The organism is Streptomyces lasalocidi (assembly GCF_005280215.1).
In the GTDB taxonomy this organism is placed as follows: domain Bacteria; phylum Actinomycetota; class Actinomycetes; order Streptomycetales; family Streptomycetaceae; genus Streptomyces; species Streptomyces longwoodensis.
In genome coordinates this window covers 656,845-679,427 of the sequence record NZ_SZNQ01000001.1, presented here as the reverse complement: position 1 = coordinate 679,427, position 22,583 = coordinate 656,845, and the positions used below count along the sequence as shown (strand labels likewise).

The window sequence follows — 22,583 nt, the reverse complement described above, 5'->3', positions numbered from 1 at the left end:
CTCTCACTGTTCGGTAGTGCCGGGGGAGACCGCGGCCGCGGCCTCCCCGATCAGGGCGTCGTAGGCCCGCTCCACCAGGGCGGCGAGGTCTGCGGCTCCCGAGTCGTGGTCGCCGTCCGCGCGACGCGCCCACAGGCGCAGCGCGGCGGTGAGGACGCCGGCCGCCGCGTCCACCACGACGGCCGGGCGCACGTCCCGGACGTCGTCGGTGCCGAGGCGTTCGGCGACGATGCGGATCGAGTCCTCCTGGGCGTCGACACGGATGCGCTCGTAGGCGGCGAACAGGGCGGGCTCGCGGTCCAGCAGGGCCAGCAGCCGGCGCATCTCGGGCCGGACGTGCCAGGCGGGGTTCTCGCGGTCGTCCAGCCAGAGGCGCACGGCGCGGCGGTAGGCGAGCAGGGGCGGTTCGCCGGCCGGCCGGGCGCGCAACAGGGCGTTGATGCGGTTGCCGTCGCCCCGCACGAAGTCCAGGGCGGCGTCCTCCTTGCCGGTGAAGTACCGGCTGAAGGTGCGGCGCGTGACGTCGGCGCGGTCCGCGATCGCCTCGACCGTGGTGGCGGCGAGCCCGTGCTCCAGGATCAGCTGGAGGGCGGCGGCGGCCAGTGCGCCGCGCGTCTGCCGCGCCTTGCGCTGCCGCCGGTCCTCGGCGGCGTGGGCGGGGGGCTGCGGTTCCTTCATGCCTCCGAGGCTACACCTCGAAATGTCCCAGTGGGACATGTGTCCCTATGGGACATTTCAATGGGACGGCCCGGCGGATGCGGATCGGCTTCATGAGCACGGCGCTGTTCTGACAGGGTGACGGCATGGAACGCGTACGTGGAATCGGTGGCTACTTCCTGCGGGCGGCCGACCCCGGGGCTCTGACCGCGTGGTACCGGGACTGCCTGGGCCTGGACGCCGACGAGCACGGCCTGTGGCACCAGGCGGCCGGGCCGACGGTGTTCGCCGCGTTCGAGTCCGGGACCGACTACTTCGGGTCCCCCGCCCAGCAGACGATGCTCAACTTCCGGGTCGCCGATCTGGACGCGATGCTCGCGCAGTTGCGCGCCAAGGGCGCGGACGTGGCCGAGGAGACGCAGGACGTGGAGGGGGTCGGCCGGTTCGGCTGGGTCACCGATCCCGAGGGCAACAGGATCGAGCTGTGGCAGCCCGCCTGAGCCGGTGCGGACCGCCCTGACGACCGACCCACCTGCTGCCCCAACTCTCCTGGTACTCGGAAGGGTTGGGTGTTCCGGTCGATGCATCCTGAGTACGCGTACTCAGGGCTTCGGGACCTCCGCGAGGCGATCGTGGAGGCACACCGAACGACTGGAGAAGACCATGCGGATGTCCCGCCGCGCGCCCCACACCGCCGCCGCTCCTCGTACCGGCACGGTCCGTGCCGTCGCCGCCGTCCTCGCGAGCGCGGCGGCCCTCGTGGCGCTGACCGGCTGCGCCGGGTTCGAGTACCGGGAGCACATCTGCTCCGACGGCGAGTACCCCGCGCTGAACGTGGGCACGACCGGTTCCACCTGCGTCCCCGACGGGGAGGCGCCCCCGGCGGGGTACGTGAAGTACCCGCGGGGCAAGGTGCCGCAGGAGGTCGACGACAAGTGGGACACATACTGGCGCACCCACACCGTCGACGAGAACGGCCGAGTCGTCGACGCCCCCGCGAACTGACCCGCACGACCCGCCCGTGGGGTCACTCCGTCCCCGTCACGTCCCGGGCTGCGGGAGTTCCGCCCCGCGCCGGGAAGAGGGCGTCCACACGGCGAGGCTGCCGTTGGCCTGGCGGAGCGCCAGCTCCAGCGTCGAGGGCCGGTGCAGCGCCCCGCTCCCGTCCGGCGGCACGAGCCACTCCAGGGAGCGGGCCGGCCGGTACGGCGGCGGTACGGCGACCCAGGCGCCCCGGCGCGCGTGCCGCACCCCCGCCCCGATCCACCGGCTGTCCGGGTCGGGCGGCAGGAAGAACCCCACCCGGTGCGCGGCGGTGTCGACCAGCGTCGGGCCCGGCACCGGCAGCGAGGGCTGCCACAGCAGGTCCAAGGTGAGCAGTCCCAGCCGGTCGGGCACGCTCAGCACGTCCCAGAACCGGCCCGCCCGCAGCAGGGCGACCCCGTTCCCCTGGTCCCAGTCGCGCTTGCAGGCCCGGGGGTCCGTCGCCGCCGCGGCCAGCCACTCCACGCCGCGCATCCACCCTGCATCGCTCATGTTCCGGCTCCGTGTGAGGTCCCTGGGGCGCGGCCGCACGCGGGCCGCGGACGATCGCCGGGTACGCGCCCCCGGCCGCTCGGCGACCCGGCATATGCATGCTGGTGGATATTTCCGGGTGGCGGAAGGGGTGGCGAGGGCTGGCGTTCTGCCCTGTTCCGTTCGGCTTTCGCCCCCGCGTTCGGTGACCGTCACCCGTGCGGGGGGCGTGCGCTGCACACGCCGGAGCCTTGTCGCGCGCACGGCGCCGGTCGCGTCCCGCGCGCCCTTGTGCCGGTCGTGCTCCGTACCCGCAGTGCGGTTGGGCTCCGTACCCGCCGTGCCGGTTGCGCCCCGCGCCCTCCGTGTCGACCGCGCCCCGCGCCCTCCGTGTCGACCGCGCCCCGCGCCCTCCGTGCCGGTTGCGTCCCGCGCCCCCGGCGGGCAGGGTTCCGTGCCGTGGCCACCTTGCTGATCGTGCATCACACGCCCTCGCCCAACTGCCAGGCGCTGTTCGAGGCGGTCGTCTCGGGCGCGACCGCGCCGGAGATCGACGGCGTGCGTGTCGAGCGGCGCGCCGCCCTGGCGGCCACCGCCTCCGACGTCCTGGCCGCCGACGGTTACCTGCTCGGCACCCCGGCGAACCTCGGCTACATGTCCGGAGCGCTCAAGCATTTCTTCGACCAGGTCTACTACCCGTGCCTGGACGCCACCCGCGGCCGTCCCTTCGGCTACTGGGTGCACGGCGGCAACGACGTCACCGGCGCCGTGCGCGGCATCGAGGCGATCACCACCGGCCTGGCCTGGCGGCGCGCCGCCGAGCCCGTCACCGCCACCGGGGAGCCGGGCAAGGCCGACACCGAGGCGTGCTGGGAGCTGGGCGCGACGCTGGCCGCCGGCCTGATGGACTGAGGGTCCCCGGACCGCCCGCTCTCCCGGCCGCTCCCGCCCGCCGGGTCAGTTCCAGAGCTGGAACGTCATCACCGGCCGGTACCCCGCGGGCCGCCCGTCGGGGTAGACCAGGGTCAGCCGCGTGTAGTGGGGCACCCCGGGATGCTTCGTCCAGGAGGCGGCGCGGTCCAGGCGTACCTTCACCGGGTACGAGCGGAAGGTGCCCGCCGCGCAGTAGGGCTTGCAGTCGTTGACCACGTTCACGCCCTGGCCCACCGCCTTGCGCGCGTTCCACTGCGACCAGTGCAGCGAGACCAGGCGGCTGTTGCCGTCGCCGCAGGCCAGGACGAAGTCCGCCGGGCGCACCCGGGCCTTGTCGAAGCAGTCGACGAGGACGGGCAGCGGCGCCTTGCGGGCCACGGCCACCGTCCGCTCGCCGGCCGCGGCGTTGCCCGGCGGGGCGGTGGCGACGCCCGCGAGGGCCGCCAGTGACAGTGCGGCGCAGGCCGCCAGGGTCGTCCTCGTCCTGTGTCCAGCCATGTCGACTCCCGGTTCCGCGATCGCGCCCCCGCGTGGCTCCCCTCTCGACGCTACGACCGCCACCCGGACCGCACCACTCGCACGGACCAACACCGGGCCGCCGATCAGCCGCCCAGCGGCACCAGCTGGTCCGCCAGGCGGCGTGCCTGGGCCAGCAGGGAACCGTAGGACGCGACGTCCTCGGGGTCGTCGGTGAGCACCCCGGGCAGCCGCACCCGCAGTTCCTCCAGCGTGCGGCGCAGCTCCTCCACGACCTGCTCCAGCCGCTCCTCGTCGCCCTGCCCGAACCGGGTCGCGCTGTACAGCCGCAGCGCTTCGGCGGTGCGGCGCAGGAACGCGGCGTAGTATCCGGCGACCGTCCGCCGGGGCCACTCCTCGCGGTGGTCGCGTTCGGTCGCCTCCAGGACGGTCCGGGTGACCCCGGCGGTGTGCACGGCGGCGTAGTCCAGCACCACCAGCGCGTCGTCGTGGCCGTCGCCCTGCGCGGCGACCGTGCGGCGCCGCGGGTTGGCCCGGGCGCTCTCCCGGCCGTGGCCGATCGCGGCGCGCGCCTGCTCGACCAGGCGACCGAGCCTCAGCGCCCGGTCGTGCCACTCGTGGGCGTCGTCGGCGCTCCACTCGCCGCGCTCCATGCCGTCGGCGACCGCGGTCAGGATGTCGTGCGCCTCGTGGGTCGCGTCCCGCAGCGAGGCGCGCGCGTCGCGCAGGTACAGCGGGGGCCGCACCAGCGCGTTCACCGCGATGCCCACCAGCGCCCCGAAGGCCGCCTCCCCGATCCGGGCCGCCGAGGTGGCCAGGCCGACCGGGCCGCCGGTCAGCACGAACAGCGCGCCGGTGGCTGCGTAGATGCCCTGGCTGCCGAGGCGCCGCCAGCTGCCCAGCAGCACGGCGACGGGCAGGACGAGCGCCAGGGCGACCGTCGGCGGCAGCACCAGGCCGACGAGGGTGGCCATGACGGTGCCCACGGCGATCGCGCCGAGCTGCTGGAGTCCGTGCGCGATCGAGCGGTACACCGTCGACTCGACCAGCACGACCGCCACCCACGGCGCGACGAACGCCACCGGCGCCTGGAGCCACCACCCCGCGACCGCCCAGGCCACCCACGCGGCCAGCGCCGCTTTGAGGGACTGCGCCACCAGGTCCCGCTCGCGTCCGGGCCCGGCCCAGGCCCGCCGCAGGGGCCCGAGGCCCGCCTCCACACGCCGTACCGTGCCGTGCGCCGCCTTCCGCGCTTGTTCCATCCGATCCATCCCGACCAAGTGCCACAGGTGGGCCGACGGATGCCTGTGTGTTCGGTCTCGACTGGTGCGTCCTGCCGCGCCGCCCGACACTGGTGGCCGAGCCCCACCGGACCCGGGGATCCGGCCCCGGGGTTCCTGAAGAGCTGGAGAGGACGTCGTGACCTCCTTCTCGCCCGGCTTCCAGGGCCGCGGCCGCCACCCGGCGGACCGGCTGCCGCCCGGCCAGTACCCGACCGAGCAGTTCCCCGTGCTGTCGGCGGGCCCGACGCCGAAGGTGCCGACCGCGACGTGGGAGTTCACGGTCACCACCGAGCGCGGCGCCATCCACCGCTGGTCGTGGGAGCAGATGATGGCGCTGCCGCAGGAGGAGACCGTCCACGACATCCACTGCGTGACCCGCTGGACGAAGTTCGACACCCACTGGCGGGGCGTCCCGCTCGACGTCTTCCTGGCGGACGTCGACACGAGCGCCGACTTCGCCGTGGTGACCAGCTACGGCGGTTACACCACCAACCTGCCGCTCCAGGACCTCCGCGACGGCCGCGCCTGGCTCGTCCACAGCTACGACGGCTACCCGCTGTCGCCGGAACACGGCGGCCCCGCCCGGCTGCTCGTGCCGCACCTGTACTTCTGGAAGTCCGCCAAGTGGGTGCGCGGGCTGCGGCTCACGCACGAGGACGAGCCCGGCTTCTGGGAGGGCGCCGGCTACCACGACCACGGCGACCCGTGGCGCGAGCAGCGCACCTGGGGGGACTGATGCGCCCGATCCCGTGGCGCCCGGCCCGGCTGCTGGAGCGCAGCCCGCAGACGCCCACCGCCCGCACCCTGGTGTTCTCCGTGCCCGGCTGGCCCGGCCACCTGCCCGGCCAGCACGTCGACGTCCGGCTCACCGCCGCCGACGGGTACCGGGCCGTGCGCAGCTACTCGCTCGCCGCGCCGGCCGACGGCGAGCGCGTCGAGCTCGGCGTGCAGTCGGTGCCCGGCGGGGAGGTCTCGCCCTACCTCGCCGACGTCCTGCCGGTGGACGCCCTCGTCGAGGTGCGCGGACCGCTCGGCAACTGGTTCGTCCGGCGGCCGGGAGCGGTCGCCCCGGTACTGCTGGTCGCCGGGGGAGCGGGCGTCGTCCCGCTGGTGTCGATGGTCCGCGCCCACCGGACGGCGGCGCCGCGCGGCCCGCTCCGGCTGCTCTACTCGGTCCGGAGCCCCGACGACCTCTGGTACCGGGAGCAGTGGGCGGACCGGCACGCCGACTTCGACCTCGCCCTGCTGTACACGCGCCTGGCGCCGCCCGGCGACCCCCGCGGACCCGCCCGGATCGCCGCGCGGGACCTCGCGCCCGCGGCCGCCGCCCTCGGGCCCGACGGCACCGCCTACGTCTGCGGGCCCACCGGGTTCGTCGAGTCGGCCGCCGACCTGCTGACCGGCCTCGGCGTGGACCCGGCCACCATTCGCACCGAACGCTTCGGCTGACCCCGCCCGCCCACGACCCGTCCCCGATCGACACGCCTGCCCCTGCGCCACACGCCCGCCCACGACCCGTCCCCGATCGACACGCCCGCCCCGCGCCACACGCCCGCACCCGACCCCGTCCACGACCGACCCCGTCCACGACCGACCCCGGGAGGACCCATGGCCGACACCGCCGCCCACCTCGACGGCAACAGCCTCGCCGGGCCGCTGTCGGAGATCCTCGCCGTCGAGCCCACCGCGGCCTGGTGGCGCTGCCCGGAGTGCGCCCGCGCGGGGCCGCTCGCCGAACTGCACGTCTACGGCCCCGAACCGGGTCTGACCGCCCGCTGCCCGGGGTGCGCGTACGTCGCGCTGCGGCTGGTCCGGGAGGACGGCTACGCATGGCTGACGCTGGGCTCGGCCGCCGGGGCCTTCCGCTTCCCGACGGCGTGATCACCGCCACGCGGGCACCCTCGCACGCGGGGGCCCCGCCGGGGAAGATGAGGGACAGAGCAGGCACACCACGGCACCACCGAAGCGGAGGACGCACCCATGCAGCACGAGCGAGCGGGCAGCCCGGCCGGCCCCGGGGACCTCGTCGACGTCTCCCGGCTGGTCACCGCGTACTACGCGCTGCACCCCGACCCCGCCGACCCCGGTCAGCGGGTCGCCTTCGGCACCTCGGGGCACCGGGGCTCGTCCCTGGCGGGCGCGTTCAACGAGGACCACATCGCCGCCACCAGCCAGGCCATCTGCGAGTACCGGGCGCAGCAGGGCACCGACGGCCCCCTCTTCCTCGGCGCCGACACCCACGCCCTGTCGGAGCCGGCCCGGGTCACCGCGCTGGAGGTGTTCGCGGCCAACGGCGTGACCGTCCTCATCGACGACGCCGACGGCTACACCCCCACCCCGGCCGTCTCGCACGCCATCCTGACCCACAACCGCGGGCGCACCTCGGGCCTCGCCGACGGCGTCGTCGTCACGCCGTCGCACAACCCGCCCGCCGACGGCGGCTTCAAGTACAACCCGCCGAGCGGCGGCCCCGCCGCCTCGGACGCCACCTCCTGGATCCAGGACCGCGCGAACCAGATCATCGAGGGCGGCCTGAAGGACGTACGGCGCCTGCCCTACGCCCGGGCCCTCGCCGCCCCCACCACCGCCCGCTACGACTTCCTCGGCACCTACGTCGCCGACCTGCCCGCCGTGCTCGACCTGGACGCGGTGCGCGCCGCCGGCGTGCGCATCGGCGCCGACCCGCTGGGCGGGGCGTCGGTCGCCTACTGGGGCCGCATCGCCGAGCAGCACGGCCTCGACCTCACCGTGGTGAACCCGTACACCGACCCCACCTGGCGGTTCATGACGCTGGACTGGGACGGCAAGATCCGCATGGACTGCTCGTCGCCGTACGCCATGGCCTCGCTGATCGAGCAGCGCGACCGCTTCCAGATCTCCACCGGCAACGACGCCGACGCCGACCGGCACGGCATCGTCACCCCGGACGCGGGGCTGATGAACCCCAACCACTACCTCGCCGTCGCCATCCAGTACCTGTACCACCACCGCGACCAGTGGCCGGCCGGCACCGGCGTCGGCAAGACGCTCGTCTCCTCCGCGATGATCGACCGGGTGGCCGCCGACCTGGGCCGGCCCCTCGTCGAGGTGCCCGTCGGGTTCAAGTGGTTCGTGGACGGGCTCGCCTCCGGCACGATCGGCTTCGGCGGCGAGGAGTCCGCCGGCGCGTCGTTCCTGCGCCGGGACGGCTCGGTGTGGACCACCGACAAGGACGGCATCCTGCTCGCCCTGCTCGCCTCGGAGATCACCGCGGTCACCGGCCGCACCCCCTCCGAGCACTACGCCGAGCTCACCTCCCGCTTCGGGGAGCCGGCGTACGCCCGCATCGACGCCCCGGCCACCCGCGAGGAGAAGGCCCTGCTCGCCAAGCTCTCGCCCGCGCAGGTCACGGCCACCTCGCTGGCCGGCGACGAGGTCACCGCGGTGCTCACCGAGGCCCCGGGCAACGGCGCCGCCATCGGCGGCATCAAGGTCACGACCGCCAACGCCTGGTTCGCGGCCCGCCCCTCCGGCACCGAGGACGTGTACAAGGTCTACGCCGAGTCCTTCCTCGGCCCCGACCACCTGGCCCGGGTGCAGGAGGAGGCCAAGGGCGTGGTCCTGGCGGCGCTGAGCGGCTGACCGGCGCCCCCGTCCGCCCCCTCGGCGCGGTGTCACGACCCGGTCGCCGGGTACCCGGACCCCTGTCAAGGCCGGTGCGACCGCCCGGCCTAACCGGCAGAAAGCGGAGGGGTCATGGCGCAGCGCGCTGAGGGGGCGGAACTGCCCCGGGGGTCGACGGCACCGGGACTGCGCCTGGCCACGGACGATCCGGAACCGGTGCCGCCCACCGGGCCCGGGCCCACGGCGCAGGAGCTGCCGCCCGACCGCACCCAGGCCATCCTGGAGGCGGCCAAGCAGATCGGCAGCCTCCTCAAGCGGGGCGGGCACCGCTTCGCCCTGGCCGGCAGCGTCGCCGTGCACGCCCTGGGCGGCCAGCGCAGGCTCCAGCACGACGCCGACTTCTGCGTCCTGCGCGAGGACGCCGACGCGGTCGCCCAGACGCTGCGCGAGGCGGGCCTGGTGGTGCGCGAACCCCCGGAGGACTGGCTGGTGAAGACCACCTGCTTCGGGCAGGACGTCGACATCATCTTCGAGCTGGCGCACCGCCCGGTGACCCCTGACCTGCTCGCCAGGGCGCACGAACTGTCGGTGGACTCGGTGCGGATGCCGGTGCTGGCGCCGACCGACCTGATGTGGAGCCTGCTCGCCGCGTTCGGGGAGCACCACTGCGACTTCGGCTCGGTGCTCCCGGTCGCCCGGGTGCTGCGCGAGAAGGTCGACTGGGACGACGTACGGGAGCGGTGCGGGCAGGAGCCGATGGCGGACGCCTTCCTGTTCCTGCTCGAACGGCTCGACATCATCGACGCGCGGAGGGAGTCCCGATGAGCACCCATGACGCGCCCGCCGAACCGCTCGACTACCGGGTCGCGCGGCTCGGCGAGGCCCTCGCCGCGGGCCCGCTCGGCGAGCTGGGCGTGCGGCTGGACGTCCGTGGCGGAACCGTCCTGGTGGAGGGCACGGTGCCGTCCGCCCGCTGCCGCGACGACGTGTGCGGCCTCGTCCGCGGCGAACTCGCGGACGTACCGGTCCACTGCGACATCCTCGTCGCGGACGCCTCCGCCCCCGACCACGCCGAGGAGGTCTCGTGATCCGCGTCGCTGCCGTCGGTGACATCCACCTGGGCCCCGACAGCAGGGGCACGCTGCGGCCGTCGTTCGAGACGCTGCCGGACTGCGCCGACCTGCTGCTGTTGGCCGGTGACCTGACCCGGCACGGCACGCCGGAGGAGGCCGAGGTGGTCGCCGCGGAGATCAAGGACCTGGGCGTCCCGGTCGTCGCCGTGCTCGGCAACCACGACCACCACGACGGCCACCCCGACGAGGTCACCGCGATCCTGCGGGAGGCGGGCGCCCACGTCCTGGAGGGCGAGAGCACGGTGCTGACCTGCGGGGACACCAAGGTCGGGGTGGCCGGCACCAAGGGCTTCGGCGGGGGCTTCGTGGGCCGCTGCGCCGGTGAGTTCGGCGAGCCGGTCATGAAGGAGTTCGTCGCCTACTCCCGGCGCTGCGCCGACGGCCTGCGCGGGGCGTTGCAGGAGCTGGCGGAGCAGGACTGCGACGTGCGGGTGGCGCTCACCCACTTCTCGCCCGTGCCGGACACCCTCGCCGGTGAACCGCTGGAGATCTTCCCCTTCCTGGGCAGCTACCTGCTCGCGGAGGCGATCGACACGGCCGGCGCCGACCTCGCCGTGCACGGCCATGCCCACGCGGGCACCGAGCACGGCATGACCACCGGCGGGGTGAAGGTGCGCAACGTGGCCCAGCCGGTGATCGGACGGGCCTTCCACGTCTACCACCTGCGTCCGCAGGAGCGGGCGGGCTCGGCGGCCGGGGCGGCCTCGACGTCGTCGGCGGGCCGACCGGGCTGAACCGGACCGACCGGACCGGCAGCGGGGCGCGGACCACGCGTGTGACCAGCGGTCCGCGCGGTACTCGCGGGGCGCACGAGACACCACGTCACACCCCGTCCCGAAGGAGTGCCGAGATGACCGTCCCCGAGGAGAACCGGCCCAGGACCGAGTCGACCGACGAGGTGCTGACGTCGGCCGAGGAGACCGAGGAGCAGGGCTCGCCGACCGAGGGTGCCTCGGGCCGCACGATGCGCGAGGCGCTCCAGGAGGCGGGGATCGAGCCCGGCGACTTCGAGGAGCACTGACCCCGCGCCCCGCACAGGGCCACGGCCCGGCGGACGGCTGGCCTCCCGGTCAGTCGCCGGCCGGGCCGTCGTCGTCGGCGGGGACGACGCGGAAGGTGGCCCCGCCCACCGTGAGGACCCCGTCCGACAGTGGGGTGCAGCGCACCCCGCCCTTGCCGCGCAGGGCGCGCTGGGCGCCCGGTCCCAGGGTGGCGTCCATCCAGGCGCAGGGGCGGGCCGGGCGGTTCACCGCGAACCGCACCGGGCCGCGGCCGCAGTCCAGTTCCACGGTGGCGCCGACCAGCGCGTCCACGTCCACGCCCCGCAGCAGGACGTTGCGGCGGGTGTGCCGCAGGTCCGCCGAGGGGGCGATGTCGCGCGGCAGGTTCTCCTCGGCCATGAGGGTCACCGACGCGTCGCGGTGCGCGGGCCGCGCGTAATAGCGGTCGCCGACCAGTCCGAGGTGGCGGCGCACCTCCACCGACTCCACGCGCTCGTCCTCCGGTCCGGCCGAGGGCCCGTCGGCCGGGCGCCCGGCGTACCGGTGCGCCGGCGAGACCAGCAGCTGCACCACCTCGACCCGGATCACGGGCCCACCCTAGACGGCGGGAGCGGGAGGCTCAGCCCTCGCCCGCGGGGGCGCGCTCCGGGCCGGTCACCTGCGTCAGCGGCGTTCCACCCGCCCACAGGCGTAATCGGGCCCCGTCGACGAGGTACGTGTGACCCTGCCGCGAGGCCCACACGACGTCCCGGTGGGAGAACGTGCCCCGGTGCACGACCAGCCGCAGCCACGGCCCGGACCGCCGCCGCGACGGGAGCCGCGCGCGGCACGCGCAGGACGTCTCCTCGTCGGGCAGGGGCTCGGCGACCGGGCGGAACACCACGTCGAGCAGCCGGCCGCGCCGGTCGCGCGCGGCGAGGTGCGGCACGGTGTGCTCCGACGGCGGCAGCACCCGCCAGCCGTCCCGGCGCAGCATCCGGGCCACCGCCACGACCAGTGCCGGGACGTCCAGTTCGGCCAGCTCGCGCGCGGTGTAGTACCCCGCGCTGCGCCGCACGCGCGTGCGGAAACGGCGGCCGGCCACGAAGGCCGTCGCGGTGACCGCGGCGAGGACGGACACCACCGCCGCCGGGCCGACGGTGCGCCAGGCGAGCGCGAGGCCCGCCGTCCCGGCGCACACGACCGCCACCAGTCCGGTGAGCGCGGGCAGCACCTGGCGCAGCCGTGGGCCGTCCCGCCCCGTCGCGCGCGTCGTGCGGCCGCTCCCGGCACGCGTCCGCCCGCCCTCCGGTCCCCGTCCGTCGCCGCCCGCCATCGGCGTCGCCCCCCGCCCCCGGACACGCCCTCGTGTGAGGACGGGATACCCATCGGCACGACGGGATGCCCCGGGAGGGCGCAATCAGGCCAAGGGTTGGCCGAAGTGAACCGGGCCTCGCCGGGGACCGCCCGTCGCGACCGCCCGTCGGGATCATCGGCCGGGCCGTTGTCAGTGGCGCGTGCGAGGCTGCTGGTCATGGACGAGACGGAGTTCATGCGCGGCCGTGTGTACGGCGCCGACCACGACGACGCGAGCCCCCGCCCGGGCCGCGCCTACGCCGAGCTCGTCGGCGGCCCGCTGGACGGCCTGCTGCTCGACGTCACCGGCCGCCCCGACGCCGTGCCCCCCGAGGTCGCGCTGACCACGGAGATAGGCCGCTACGGACCGGGCGGGCGTGCCGTCTACCGGCGTCGCCCGGCCGACGCCCGCCGCTTCGACTGGGTGGAGGACACACCGGGCGCGCCCTGACGGCCGTACCGCACCGGTGCGGGCTTGTTCGATCGTACGAACCTGTGCGCGAGGGGGTGCCACGTGTACACGTCAGCTGATAGGAAACCTTCCTGTCAGTTCGCTCGGCCGCGTCACCGGTCCACCGGTACGGGGCCGCGCGACACCGACTTGGCTCCACCCCCTCCAACCCCCCACCACCCCTGGAGAACCCGTGGTGCGCACACCCGACGACACAGCAGGACCCGCCGGCACCTCCCGTCGCACGGTCATCGCCCTGATGGGCGCCCTGGCCGCGACCCCGCTGCTCGCCTCCCCGGGCGAGGCGGCGACCCGGCCGCTCGCCGCGGTCGGCCTCGACGACCCGGCGAAGAAGGAGATCGCCATGAAGCTGGTGTCGAGCGCGGAGAACTCCTCGCTCGACTGGAAGGCGCAGTACCAGTACATCGAGGACATCGGCGACGGCCGCGGCTACACCGCTGGCATCATCGGCTTCTGTTCCGGCACCGGCGACATGCTCGACCTGGTGCAGCTCTACACCGACCGCAAGCCCGGCAACGTCCTCGCGGGCTACCTGCCCGCGCTGCGCCGGGTCGACGGCACCGACTCCCACTCCGGCCTCGACCCGAACTTCCCGCGCGACTGGCGCAGGGCCGCCCAGGACACGGCGTTCCAGCAGGCGCAGAACGACGAGCGCGACCGCGTCTACTTCAACCCGGCCGTCCGCCAGGGCAAGACCGACGGGCTGCGCGCCCTCGGCCAGTTCGCGTACTACGACGCGATCGTCATGCACGGCGACGGCGACGACCCGACCAGCTTCCGCAACATCCGCAAGCGGGCGCTGCGCAGCGCCAAGCCGCCGGCCCAGGGCGGCAACGAGACGACGTACCTCAACGCCTTCCTCGACGCCCGGGTGTGGGCGATGAAGCAGGAGGAGGCGCACAGCGACACCAGCCGCGTCGACACGGTGCAGCGGGTCTTCCTGCGCAACGGCAACCTCGACCTGAACCCGCCGCTGGACTGGAAGGTCTACGGCGACAGCTACCACATCGGCTGACCGGCCGACGCGGGAGGCGGGGCCGCCGGGGGGGCCCGCGGGGCCACTCACCCGGCGGCCCCGCCGCACGTCACGGGACCCGCACCTCAGGGCCGCAGCGGCAGCGACGCGCAGTTCGAGCCGGCCCGCTCGCCCTCGAGGCGGTCGGTGAGCCAGGAGATGGCGGCGCCCTGGTCGGTCAGCAGCGGCGTGACGTGGTTGATGATCGACCGGCCGAGGTCCGGCAGCACCACCGGCTTGTACGTCACGTCGGCGCCCTTGGCGCACCAGGCCACGGCGAGGTCGCGGGCCTGTCGGTGCGGGACCAGGTCGTCGGCGGTGCCGGTGGCCACCCGCACGGGCGAGGCCGGCTTGAGGGTGCCGATGCGCTGGTCGTCGAGGAACGCCTTCAGCCTCGGCTCGGCGGCGATGATCTCGCTCAGGGACCGCCCGTCGGTGGTCCAGGCGGTGCTGCGCGCGGAGTTGTAGGCGAGGAGCGCGTCGCCCACGCACATGGTCGACAGGTCCTTCAGCGCCGCCTTCCCGGTCGCGTTCAGGTGGGACTCGGCGATCGGCCGCAGCTCCGGGTCGGACTGCAGGAAGCCGTTGACCGACCAGCCGAGGGCGCCGGCCAGGTCGCTGCCGTCGATGGCCTTGGTGACCTCCACCAGGTCGGCCGGGGGAGCGCCGGCGTAGGTGCCGGCGAGGCGCACGTCGGGGGCGTAGGAGGGCTGGAGCTCGGCGGCGGCCGCCGTCGCCCCGCCGCCCTGGCTGTAGCCGTACAGGGCCACGGGGGAGGCGGCGGTGACGGAGCTGCCGGGCAGGGCGCGGGCCGCGCGGGCGGCGTCGAGGACGGCGTGCGCCTCGTCGACCCGGTTGACGTAGGTGTGCAGCCGGTCCGTGGTGCCGAGGCCCGCGTAGTCGGTGACGACGACCGCGATGCCGCGGGCCAGGAGGCGGTAGGCGGCCAGGTCCTCGTACCCGACGGACAGGGTCCCCGCGCCGATCACCAGCGGGTGCTCCAGGCCGAGGGAGGCGGCGCACTGGTCGCCCTGGCCCATGGTGCCGGGGGCGAGCACCACGAGCGGGCGGGGGCCGCCGCCGCGCCAGGCGGCGGACGGTTCGACGTAGGCGCCGGTGACGGCGACGGGCGCGCCGTTGGAGTCGGTGGACTTGTACATCAGCCGGGTCGCCGTGCCCGGGAGGGGCCCGTCCAGGCCCGGCAGGCTCAGCGCCAGGTGCAGGGGTTCACTGCGCACCAGGGCGCCGTCGGCCGACGGGAGGGTGTCCGGCGGGGTGTAGAAGGCCGGGATGGTGACACCGCGTGAGACGACGGCGCCGTTCTGGCCCGCGGCGGCGGGGAGGGCGGTGGTGCCCAGGCAGGCGGCGGTGGTGACGGCCGCGGCCAGGATGCGGGCAGGGGTGGGCATGGCGGGACCTCCGGAACGTGGGGAGGCCGAGCCCGCTTCTGCGGCTCGGTGACGCAACGACCCGGTGGGGCGGGGTCGTTCGCCGGTCCCGTGGGGCGGGGCCGGCGACGGCGCGCGGCACCGGGCGTCCCGGCCCGGACCGCGCACCGTTGTAGACGGAGTGTCAGGACGGTAACGGGGGCGGGGTTACCGGCGGTACTGGTCGGTAGGTTACGGTTCGGTAATGTAACCGTGCGTGAACACCGCGCGGCGCGCGGCCGTACCCGCGGACGAGGGACCCGGCGCGGTGAGTGGCCCGGCTCACATGGCACTGGCCGGGCGACACCGACACGATGGTCCCGTCACCGGCAGGCTGAAGGGATCCGCATGTTCCGCAAGGTGCTGGTCGCCAACCGAGGCGAGATCGCGATCCGGGCGTTCCGCGCCGGCTACGAGCTGGGAGCGCGCACCGTCGCGGTCTTCCCCCACGAGGACCGCAACTCGCTGCACCGGCTCAAGGCCGACGAGGCCCACGAGATCGGCGAGCCCGGACACCCGGTGCGCGCCTACCTCTCCGTCGAGGAGATCGTCGGCGCGGCCCGCCGCGCGGGCGCGGACGCCGTCTACCCGGGCTACGGGTTCCTGTCCGAGAACCCCGAACTGGCCCGCGCCTGCGCCGAGGCGGGCATCACCTTCGTCGGCCCCGACGCCGACATCCTGGAGCTCACCGGCAACAAGGCCCGCGCCGTGGCCGCCGCCCGCGCGGCCGGCGTGCCCGTGCTCGGCTCCTCGCAGCCATCCACCGACGTCGACGCACTCGTGCGCGCCGCGGACGACGTCGGCTTCCCCGTCTTCGTCAAGGCGGTCGCGGGCGGCGGCGGGCGCGGCATGCGCCGCGTCGACCGGCCCGAGCAGCTGCGCGAGTCCATCGAGGCCGCGGCCCGCGAGGCGGCCTCCGCCTTCGGCGACCCCACCGTCTTCCTGGAGAAGGCCGTCGTCGAACCCCGCCACATCGAGGTGCAGATCCTCGCCGACGGCGAGGGCAACGTCATCCACCTCTACGAACGCGACTGCTCCCTCCAGCGCCGCCACCAGAAGGTCATCGAGCTGGCGCCCGCGCCCAACCTCGACCCGGAGCTGCGCGACCGGATCTGCGCCGACGCCGTCCGCTTCGCCCGCGAGATCGGCTACCGCAACGCCGGCACCGTGGAGTTCCTGCTCGACCGCGACGGCAACCACGTCTTCATCGAGATGAACCCCCGCATCCAGGTCGAGCACACGGTCACCGAGGAGGTCACCGACGTCGACCTGGTCCAGGCCCAGCTGCGCATCGCCGCCGGGGAGACCCTCGCCGACCTCGGCCTGTCCCAGGACACCGTCACCCTGCGCGGCGCGGCCCTGCAGTGCCGCATCACCACCGAGGACCCCGCCAACGGCTTCCGCCCCGACACCGGCCGCATCAGCGCCTACCGCTCCCCGGGCGGCTCGGGCATCCGCCTCGACGGCGGAACCACCCACGCCGGTACGGAGATCAGCGCCCACTTCGACTCGATGCTGGTCAAACTGACCTGCCGGGGCCGCGACTTCCAGGCCGCGATCGGCCGCGCGCGGCGTGCCGTGGCCGAGTTCCGCATCCGCGGCGTCGCCACCAACATCCCGTTCCTCCAGGCGGTCCTGGACGACCCCGACTTCCGGGCCGGGCGGGTCACGACCTCCTTCATCGAGCAGCGCCCGCACCTGCTCACCGCCCGCTCCTCGGCCGACCGCGGCACCAAGCTGCTCACCTACCTGGCCGACGTCACCGTCAACAAGCCGCACGGCGAACGCCCCGACCTGCTCGACCCCCTGGTCAAGCTGCCCCCGCTGCCCGAGGGCGAGCCGCCCGCCGGGTCCCGGCAGCTCCTGGTCGACCTCGGCCCCGAGGGCTTCGCCCGCCGGCTGCGCGAGTCGCCCACCATTGGCGTCACCGACACCACGTTCCGCGACGCCCACCAGTCCCTGCTCGCCACCCGCGTCCGCACCAAGGACCTCCTCGCGGTGGCCCCCGTCGTCGCCCGCACGCTGCCCAACATGCTGTCCCTGGAGTGCTGGGGCGGCGCCACCTACGACGTGGCCCTGCGCTTCCTCGCCGAGGACCCCTGGGAGCGCCTGGCCGCCCTGCGCGAGGCCGTGCCCAACCTCTGTCTGCAGATGCTGCTGCGCGGCCGCAACACCGTCGGCTACACGCCGTACCCGACGGAGGTGACCGACGCCTTCGTGCAGGAGGCCGCCGCCACCGGCATCGACATCTTCCGCATCTTCGACGCCCTCAACGACGTCGACCAGATGCGCCCCGCCATCGACGCCGTCCGCGCCACCGGCACCGCCGTCGCCGAGGTCGCCCTGTGCTACACGGCCGACCTGTCCGACCCGGGGGAGCGGCTCTACACCCTCGACTACTACCTCCGCCTCGCCGAGCGGATCGTCGAGGCCGGCGCCCACGTCCTGGCCGTGAAGGACATGGCGGGCCTGCTGCGCGCCCCGGCCGCCGCGACGCTGGTCTCCGCGCTGCGCCGCGAGTTCGACCTGCCGGTGCACCTGCACACCCACGACACCGCGGGCGGCCAGCTCGCCACCTACCTGGCCGCGATCGAGGCCGGCGCCGACGCCGTGGACGGCGCCGTCGCCTCCATGGCGGGCACCACGTCCCAGCCGTCGCTGTCGGCGATCGTCGCCGCCACCGACCACTCGCCCCGCCCCACCGGCCTGGACCTGCGCGCGGTCGGCGACCTCGAGCCGTACTGGGAGAGCGTCCGCAAGGTCTACGCCCCCTTCGAGGCGGGCCTCGCCTCGCCCACCGGGCGCGTCTACCACCACGAGATCCCCGGCGGCCAGCTGTCCAACCTGCGCACCCAGGCGGTCGCGCTCGGCCTCGGCGACCGCTTCGAGGACATCGAGACCATGTACGCCGCCGCCGACCGCATCCTCGGCCGGCTGGTGAAGGTCACCCCGTCCTCGAAGGTCGTCGGCGACCTGGCCCTGCACCTGGTGGGCGCGGGCGTCACCCCCGAGGACTTCGAGGCGACCCCCGAGCGGTTCGACATCCCCGACTCGGTCATCGGCTTCCTGCGCGGCGAACTCGGCACCCCGCCCGGCGGCTGGCCCGAGCCGTTCCGCACCCGCGCGCTGCAGGGCCGCCCCGCGGCCAAGCCCGTCCAGGAACTGGGCGCCGAGGACCGCGAGGGCCTGGAGAAGGACCGCAGGGCCACCCTCAACCGGCTGCTGTTCCCCGCCCCGACACGGGAGTTCGAGACGCACCGCCACACCTACGGCGACACCGGCGTGCTCGACAGCAAGGCCTTCTTCTACGGCCTGCGCCCCGCCAAGGAGTACGCCGTCGACCTCGAGCCCGGTGTGCGCCTGCTGATCGAGCTGCAGGCCGTCGGCGAGGCCGACGAGCGCGGCATGCGCACCGTGATGGCCACGCTCAACGGCCAGTTGCGGCCCATCCAGGTCCGCGACCGGGCCGCCGCCTCCGACGTGCCCGCCACCGAGAAGGCCGACCGCGCCAACCCCGGCCACGTGGCCGCGCCGTTCGCCGGCGTGGTGACCCTCTCGGTCGCCGAGGGCGACGAGGTGGAGGCCGGCGCCACCATCGCCACCATCGAGGCGATGAAGATGGAGGCCGCCATCACGGCCCCGAGGGCGGGCCGGGTCGGCCGCCTGGCCATCACCCGCATCCAGCAGGTGGAGGGCGGCGACCTGCTCGTCGAACTGGCCTGAGGGGGCCGGGGAGGAGCCGGACACGACGAAGGGGGCGCGGGCCGAAGCCCGCGCCCCCCACCGGTCGGGGACCGGGTCCTACGGGAACGAGGTCACCTTCGACGGCACGGTGTCCGTGCCCGAGGTCGGCGCGCCCGTGTCGTTGATCACGTGCGCGTACTGACCCTTGCCGCCGAGCGAGATCACCAGCAGGTCGTGCATCTTGATGCCGGACTTCACCGGCACCTGGAAGCCGTGGTGCTGGACGATCGACGGATCGGTCGTGAAGTTGCAGTAGCTGCCGAGCCCCCACGCCTCGTGCGTGTTCACGGTGTCGGCCACCTTGTAGGCGGCGTAGCCGACGATGCCGTCGTGGGTGATGGCGGCGGCGTTGGGCACGTCGTACGCCTTCTCGTTCTGGAAGAAGATCGTCCGGCCGCGCTCACCTGCCCAGTACACGTCGTACTTGTTGAAGTGCTCGACGAACAGGCCGGTCGCGAGCACGTCGTCGCCGTTGACCCGCAGGCCGTAGTCGGCCCGGTTGGTGTCCCAGCCGACGCCGTCGCCGTGGTCCGCGCGCCACAGCCAGGTGTGGTCGATGATCACGTCGTCGCTGTTGACCACGACCGAGTTGGTGGCCTTGCCGGCGCCCGCTCCGCCGACGCGCACGAACACGTCCTGCATGGTGGTCGGGTTGGCCGCGTGGTCGGCGCTCGCGTCGGCCGGGCCGATCCGCAGCAGGGTGTCGGAGTTGACCGTGCCGGCGTCGATCAGGAAGCCGGCCAGGCGCACGCCGTCCACGTCCGCCACGTGCATCGCGTCCACGCCGCCGTCCGGCACCAGGGTGGCCAGGCCGAGACCCAGGACCACGGTGTTGGCGCGGGTGACCTCGATGGCCCGGTCCAGGTGGTACACGCCGGGCGTGAACAGCAGGTTCAGGCCCTGGGCGAGCGCCGCGTTGATGGTGCTCGCCGTCGCGCCGGGCTTGACGACGTAGAACTGGCTGAGCGGCAGCGACGTGCCGCCGCTGTTGGCCGGCCAGGACACACCGCGCGCGTTGGTGCGCTTGGCGGGCACGAACACCTTGTACTCGCTGCCGTCCAGGTACAGGAACGGCTTCTCGCGGGAGACCGGGGTGGTGTCCAGCGTGGTGTACGGGCCGCTGTCGAAGTTCGTCGCCGGGGCGCCCTGCACACCGGTGAACGTCATGTTCCACACGCCGTTGGTCCAGCCGCCGACCGAGCTGTCGCGGGTGTACCACTGCTGCTGCGAGTACGGTCCGACGGTGCCGTCGACCTTCGAGTCGGCGATGTAGCCGCCGGAGGCCCAGCCGTAGCCGTTCGGGGCGAGGTTGAGACCGCCCTGGACGTGGATGCGGCGGAACGGCGCGGCCTGGGCGACCGCCCAGCGGTCGGTGCCGTTCACGGGCCGCAGGGCCAGGTTCTCCGCCGAACGCCAGAAGTTCTGGGTGGCGTTGCCGTTGAACCAGCCCGCGTCGACGGTGACGTCACCGTTGATCTGCGTGTCGTCCGGGTTCAGGCCGAGGCCCGAGATGGAGGTGTAGAACCCGAGCTGGGCGTTGATCCCGTTGTACGTGCCCGGCTTCAGCAGGAACTGGTAGCGCCCGCTGCCGAACTGGGCCGTCTCCTGCTGGGCGAAGACCTGGTCGAACTTCTGCTGCAGGTTGGGCGTCGAGGGGTCGACCACGATGACGTTGGGCCCGAGGTCGCCGCCGCCCTGGATCGGGCCGCCGCCGTTGCCCGAGGAGCCGGTGTGCACGCCGACCTCCCACAGGGAGTAGCCGTACCCGGTGCCCCGCGCGGTGCCGTTGATCCGCACGTACCGGCCCGAGCCGCTGACGTCGTAGGACGCCTGGCCGCCGGTCCCGCCGGTCACGCTCTTGAGGGTGGTCCAGCTCTGGCCGTCGGCGGAGGCCTGGATCTGGAAGTCCTTGCCGTACGCGGCCTCCCAGTTCAGGTCGACCTTGCACACGTCCTGCACGGAGCCCAGGTCCACCTGCACCCACTGCGGGTCGGCGGGCTGGCTGGACCAGCGGGTCGCGGTGTTGCCGTCGAAGGCGGCGGAGGCGGGGGTGCCGGCGTTCTCCGTCGAGGACGCCGAAGCGGGCTTGCCCTGGGCCGCGTTGGCCGTGCCGCAGGAGGCCGTGGAGCCGCCGGCGGAGCCGTAGACCTGGAACTCCCAGAGGGAGTAGCCGTACGGCGTGGCGCGGTGCACGCCCAGCATGCGGACGTAGCGGCCCTGCCCGGAGACGGTCACGGAGTCGGTGCCGCCGTCGCCGCCGGTGACGGACTTCAGGTCGGACCAGTTCTGGCCGTCGGCCGAGATCTGCAGGACGTAGTCCTTGCCGTAGGCGGCCTCCCAGTTGAGGTCGATGCGGCTGACCGAGGCGCTCGCGCCCAGGTCGACCTGGAGCCACTGGTTGTCGGTCGCGGCCGACGACCAGCGGGTGGTGGTCGAGCCGTCCACGGCGTAGCCGGCGGGCGTGCCGGCGTTCTCGGTGGAGGAGGCCGTGGCGGTGCGGCCCTGCGACAGCAGGGCGTCCGCGGCCACGGCGGAGGGGTGGGTGGTCGGAAGGGAGATCAGCGCTGCGGTGGCGGCGAGCGCGACACCCAGCGATCTCTTTCTCAGTCTCATACGGTGTCCCTGCGGATGCGACGAGTGCGGCAAATGCGACGAACAGGGGTGTGGCAAGCACGAACGGGATCACTAGCCGGAACGGGCGGCCCCACGGCTTAGTTCACGGCTTGATTTAACTGATGACCCCAGTGTCACGGCAAGACGTCGGCAGCAGGAATCTTTGAAACGTTGACCACGGGTGCCGCGCGGCGGCGGCACCCGCGTTCAAGCTGTGGAGGTGTGGGCCCAACGCGCGGACCCCGCACGGGCGTCGGCGGCCCGGCCCCCGCTCAGGTCTGGGTCAGCGGCGCGTACACCGACGCGTCCAGGCCGAACGTCCAGGCCACGCCCTCCCGGGCGGTCCGGGTCGAGGGCGGCACCCGCAGCCAGTACGTGCGGTGTGAACCGTCCGGCTCCGGGGTGGAGTTGAGCACCTCGACCATCACGACCGGCTCGTCCCCGACCAGGTCGATCCGCCACAGCGTGCCGGTCTCGTCCGTGTGCAGCGGGCGGGCCCCGGAGTCGGCCAGGTAGCGTTCGTAGCCGTAGAACTCCAGCATCACCCGGCGCAGTTCGGCGTTCTCCTCGTCCCGGATGCGCTGCGGGGTCAGCGTCCGCAGCTCCTCCAGGAACGCCGCCGGGACCGGCATGCCGCGCCACGCGTGCAGCGCGAAGCCGTCGGGGTAGGCCAGCGCCGGGCCGTCGCCGCGGTCGAGCCGCCCGGCCTCGTCCCGGTGCAGGGCGACCGGGCGCTCGCACACCACGGCCACCTCGGGGTACGGCCACCACCAGCCCGCGGCGCGGCACACCTCGGCCAGTCCGTCGAGCGGACCCTCCCGCGTGGCGAACGCCGCCAGCCACGGCGCGTCGTGCTGCCCCAGGACCGCGTCCAGCAGCACCAGCCGGGTCTCCGCACCGTCACCGAGCTCGTCCAGCACACCCGCGCGGATCCGGTCGACCAGCGTCTGCGTGAAGTCCCACAGCCGGCCACCGGTCGCCGACCAGTGCGCCGCCCAGCCCTGCGGACCCAACTCGGCGTGCAGCCGGGCCCGCTCCCGCGCCCACGGGGTGCTGCGCACCGCCTCGCGCACACTCGGACCCGGGTCCCGCAACGCCCGCACCAGCGTCACCGCCTCGCGCGGGGACGCCGCCCACACCACCCGCTCCGGCCCCGCCAGGCCGGCCCGCCGGTACGCCAGCCGGACCCCGGCCTCGGCCCGCGCCCGATCGGCCGGCGCCGTCGAGGCGGCCCACGCGCGCCACTCGGCGACCGCGTCCAGGTCCACCGCCGTGCCGCTCCCCGGCCCCGCCGGCGATGCGTCCGGCCCCGCCGGCACCTCATCCGTCATCCCTGCCACCGCCACCGCCACCGTCTCCGTCTCCGCCACCGTCC

The 22,583-nt window shown here is 74.3% G+C and carries 23 protein-coding genes; 14 read left to right on the top strand and 9 right to left on the bottom strand.

All coding sequences use genetic code 11. The features are described from left to right. Positions 1-3: 3 nt before the first annotated feature. Positions 4-678, bottom strand: a complete 675-nt coding sequence (locus E4U91_RS02855) for a TetR family transcriptional regulator (protein ID WP_168218058.1) — start codon at positions 676-678, stop codon at positions 4-6. Between the two features lie 125 nt (positions 679-803). Here E4U91_RS02855 and E4U91_RS02850 point away from each other — a divergent pair, with 125 nt between their 5' ends. Next, positions 804-1,157 (top strand): VOC family protein, encoded by a 354-nt coding sequence (locus E4U91_RS02850; RefSeq protein WP_137305049.1) that lies wholly within the window; start codon positions 804-806, stop codon positions 1,155-1,157. A 169-nt stretch (positions 1,158-1,326) separates the two neighbouring features. Next, complete coding sequence (locus tag E4U91_RS02845; RefSeq protein WP_137310640.1) at positions 1,327-1,662, top strand: SCO0607 family lipoprotein; 336 nt, start codon at positions 1,327-1,329, stop codon at positions 1,660-1,662. A gap of 36 nt (positions 1,663-1,698) precedes the next feature. Here E4U91_RS02845 and E4U91_RS02840 read toward each other — a convergent pair whose 3' ends face one another. Next, positions 1,699-2,193 carry a hypothetical protein gene (locus E4U91_RS02840; RefSeq protein ID WP_137305048.1) on the bottom strand — a complete coding sequence of 165 codons (495 nt, stop codon included), beginning with the start codon at positions 2,191-2,193 and terminating at the stop codon, positions 1,699-1,701. Positions 2,194-2,631: 438 nt separating this feature from the next. Here E4U91_RS02840 and E4U91_RS02835 point away from each other — a divergent pair, with 438 nt between their 5' ends. Next, positions 2,632-3,084, top strand: coding sequence for a flavodoxin family protein (locus E4U91_RS02835; protein WP_137305047.1), 453 nt, complete (start codon positions 2,632-2,634; stop codon positions 3,082-3,084). Positions 3,085-3,129: 45 nt separating this feature from the next. Here the strand turns inward: E4U91_RS02835 and E4U91_RS02830 are convergent, their stop codons facing one another. Both E4U91_RS02830 and E4U91_RS02825 read right to left on the bottom strand, forming a co-directional pair. Next, on the bottom strand, positions 3,130-3,603 hold the full coding sequence (locus E4U91_RS02830; RefSeq protein ID WP_137305046.1) for a hypothetical protein: 474 nt from the start codon (positions 3,601-3,603) through the stop codon (positions 3,130-3,132). Positions 3,604-3,707: 104 nt separating this feature from the next. Beyond that, positions 3,708-4,844, bottom strand: a complete 1,137-nt coding sequence (locus tag E4U91_RS02825) for an FUSC family protein (protein ID WP_137305045.1) — start codon at positions 4,842-4,844, stop codon at positions 3,708-3,710. A gap of 157 nt (positions 4,845-5,001) precedes the next feature. Between E4U91_RS02825 and E4U91_RS02820 the strand changes: the two genes are divergently transcribed. From E4U91_RS02820 to E4U91_RS37995, 8 genes are all read left to right on the top strand, one after another. Further along, positions 5,002-5,601 carry a molybdopterin-dependent oxidoreductase gene (locus E4U91_RS02820; RefSeq protein WP_137305044.1) on the top strand — a complete coding sequence of 200 codons (600 nt, stop codon included), beginning with the start codon at positions 5,002-5,004 and terminating at the stop codon, positions 5,599-5,601. Beyond that, on the top strand, positions 5,601-6,314 hold the full coding sequence (locus E4U91_RS02815; protein WP_137305043.1) for an FAD-binding oxidoreductase: 714 nt from the start codon (positions 5,601-5,603) through the stop codon (positions 6,312-6,314). The genes E4U91_RS02820 and E4U91_RS02815 overlap by 1 nt, the downstream gene beginning before the upstream one ends. Before the next feature lie 159 nt (positions 6,315-6,473). Continuing rightward, entirely contained in the window at positions 6,474-6,746 is a 273-nt protein-coding gene (locus E4U91_RS02810; protein ID WP_137305042.1) for a DUF6510 family protein, read from the top strand. A gap of 99 nt (positions 6,747-6,845) precedes the next feature. After that, a complete protein-coding gene (gene pgm / locus E4U91_RS02805) occupies positions 6,846-8,486 on the top strand; it encodes a phosphoglucomutase (alpha-D-glucose-1,6-bisphosphate-dependent) (RefSeq protein ID WP_137305041.1) in 1,641 nt (546 codons plus the stop codon). A 114-nt stretch (positions 8,487-8,600) separates the two neighbouring features. Beyond that, positions 8,601-9,293 (top strand): nucleotidyltransferase family protein, encoded by a 693-nt coding sequence (locus E4U91_RS02800; RefSeq protein WP_137305040.1) that lies wholly within the window; start codon positions 8,601-8,603, stop codon positions 9,291-9,293. Then, positions 9,290-9,556 (top strand): hypothetical protein, encoded by a 267-nt coding sequence (locus E4U91_RS02795; protein ID WP_137305039.1) that lies wholly within the window; start codon positions 9,290-9,292, stop codon positions 9,554-9,556. Before E4U91_RS02800 ends, E4U91_RS02795 begins: the two co-directional genes overlap by 4 nt. Further along, on the top strand, positions 9,553-10,335 hold the full coding sequence (locus E4U91_RS02790; RefSeq protein ID WP_137305038.1) for a metallophosphoesterase family protein: 783 nt from the start codon (positions 9,553-9,555) through the stop codon (positions 10,333-10,335). Before E4U91_RS02795 ends, E4U91_RS02790 begins: the two co-directional genes overlap by 4 nt. A gap of 116 nt (positions 10,336-10,451) precedes the next feature. Next, positions 10,452-10,622 (top strand): hypothetical protein, encoded by a 171-nt coding sequence (locus E4U91_RS37995; protein ID WP_168218057.1) that lies wholly within the window; start codon positions 10,452-10,454, stop codon positions 10,620-10,622. A 49-nt stretch (positions 10,623-10,671) separates the two neighbouring features. Here E4U91_RS37995 and E4U91_RS02785 read toward each other — a convergent pair whose 3' ends face one another. Beyond that, positions 10,672-11,190: a molybdenum cofactor biosysynthesis protein gene (locus E4U91_RS02785; RefSeq protein WP_137305037.1), complete on the bottom strand. Its 519-nt coding sequence runs from the start codon at positions 11,188-11,190 to the stop codon at positions 10,672-10,674. 31 nt (positions 11,191-11,221) lie between these two features. Then, positions 11,222-11,917, bottom strand: a complete 696-nt coding sequence (locus tag E4U91_RS02780; RefSeq protein ID WP_241678494.1) for a hypothetical protein — start codon at positions 11,915-11,917, stop codon at positions 11,222-11,224. A gap of 198 nt (positions 11,918-12,115) precedes the next feature. Here E4U91_RS02780 and E4U91_RS02775 point away from each other — a divergent pair, with 198 nt between their 5' ends. Together E4U91_RS02775 and E4U91_RS02770 are read left to right on the top strand one after the other, a co-directional pair. Beyond that, the gene (locus tag E4U91_RS02775; RefSeq protein WP_137305036.1) at positions 12,116-12,388 is read left to right on the top strand and encodes a hypothetical protein; all 273 of its coding nucleotides are present in this window, start codon (positions 12,116-12,118) and stop codon (positions 12,386-12,388) included. A 259-nt stretch (positions 12,389-12,647) separates the two neighbouring features. After that, positions 12,648-13,424 (top strand): chitosanase, encoded by a 777-nt coding sequence (locus E4U91_RS02770; RefSeq protein ID WP_137310638.1) that lies wholly within the window; start codon positions 12,648-12,650, stop codon positions 13,422-13,424. Positions 13,425-13,510: 86 nt separating this feature from the next. Here E4U91_RS02770 and E4U91_RS02765 read toward each other — a convergent pair whose 3' ends face one another. Further along, positions 13,511-14,833, bottom strand: coding sequence for a lipase family protein (locus E4U91_RS02765; RefSeq protein ID WP_137305035.1), 1,323 nt, complete (start codon positions 14,831-14,833; stop codon positions 13,511-13,513). Between the two features lie 366 nt (positions 14,834-15,199). Here E4U91_RS02765 and E4U91_RS02760 point away from each other — a divergent pair, with 366 nt between their 5' ends. After that, the gene (locus tag E4U91_RS02760; protein ID WP_137305034.1) at positions 15,200-18,574 is read left to right on the top strand and encodes a pyruvate carboxylase; all 3,375 of its coding nucleotides are present in this window, start codon (positions 15,200-15,202) and stop codon (positions 18,572-18,574) included. A 78-nt stretch (positions 18,575-18,652) separates the two neighbouring features. Here the strand turns inward: E4U91_RS02760 and E4U91_RS02755 are convergent, their stop codons facing one another. Further along, on the bottom strand, positions 18,653-21,202 hold the full coding sequence (locus tag E4U91_RS02755) for a discoidin domain-containing protein (protein WP_137310637.1): 2,550 nt from the start codon (positions 21,200-21,202) through the stop codon (positions 18,653-18,655). 278 nt (positions 21,203-21,480) lie between these two features. After that, positions 21,481-22,539 carry a DUF6745 domain-containing protein gene (locus tag E4U91_RS02750; protein ID WP_422070931.1) on the bottom strand — a complete coding sequence of 353 codons (1,059 nt, stop codon included), beginning with the start codon at positions 22,537-22,539 and terminating at the stop codon, positions 21,481-21,483. Positions 22,540-22,583: the final 44 nt, after the last annotated feature.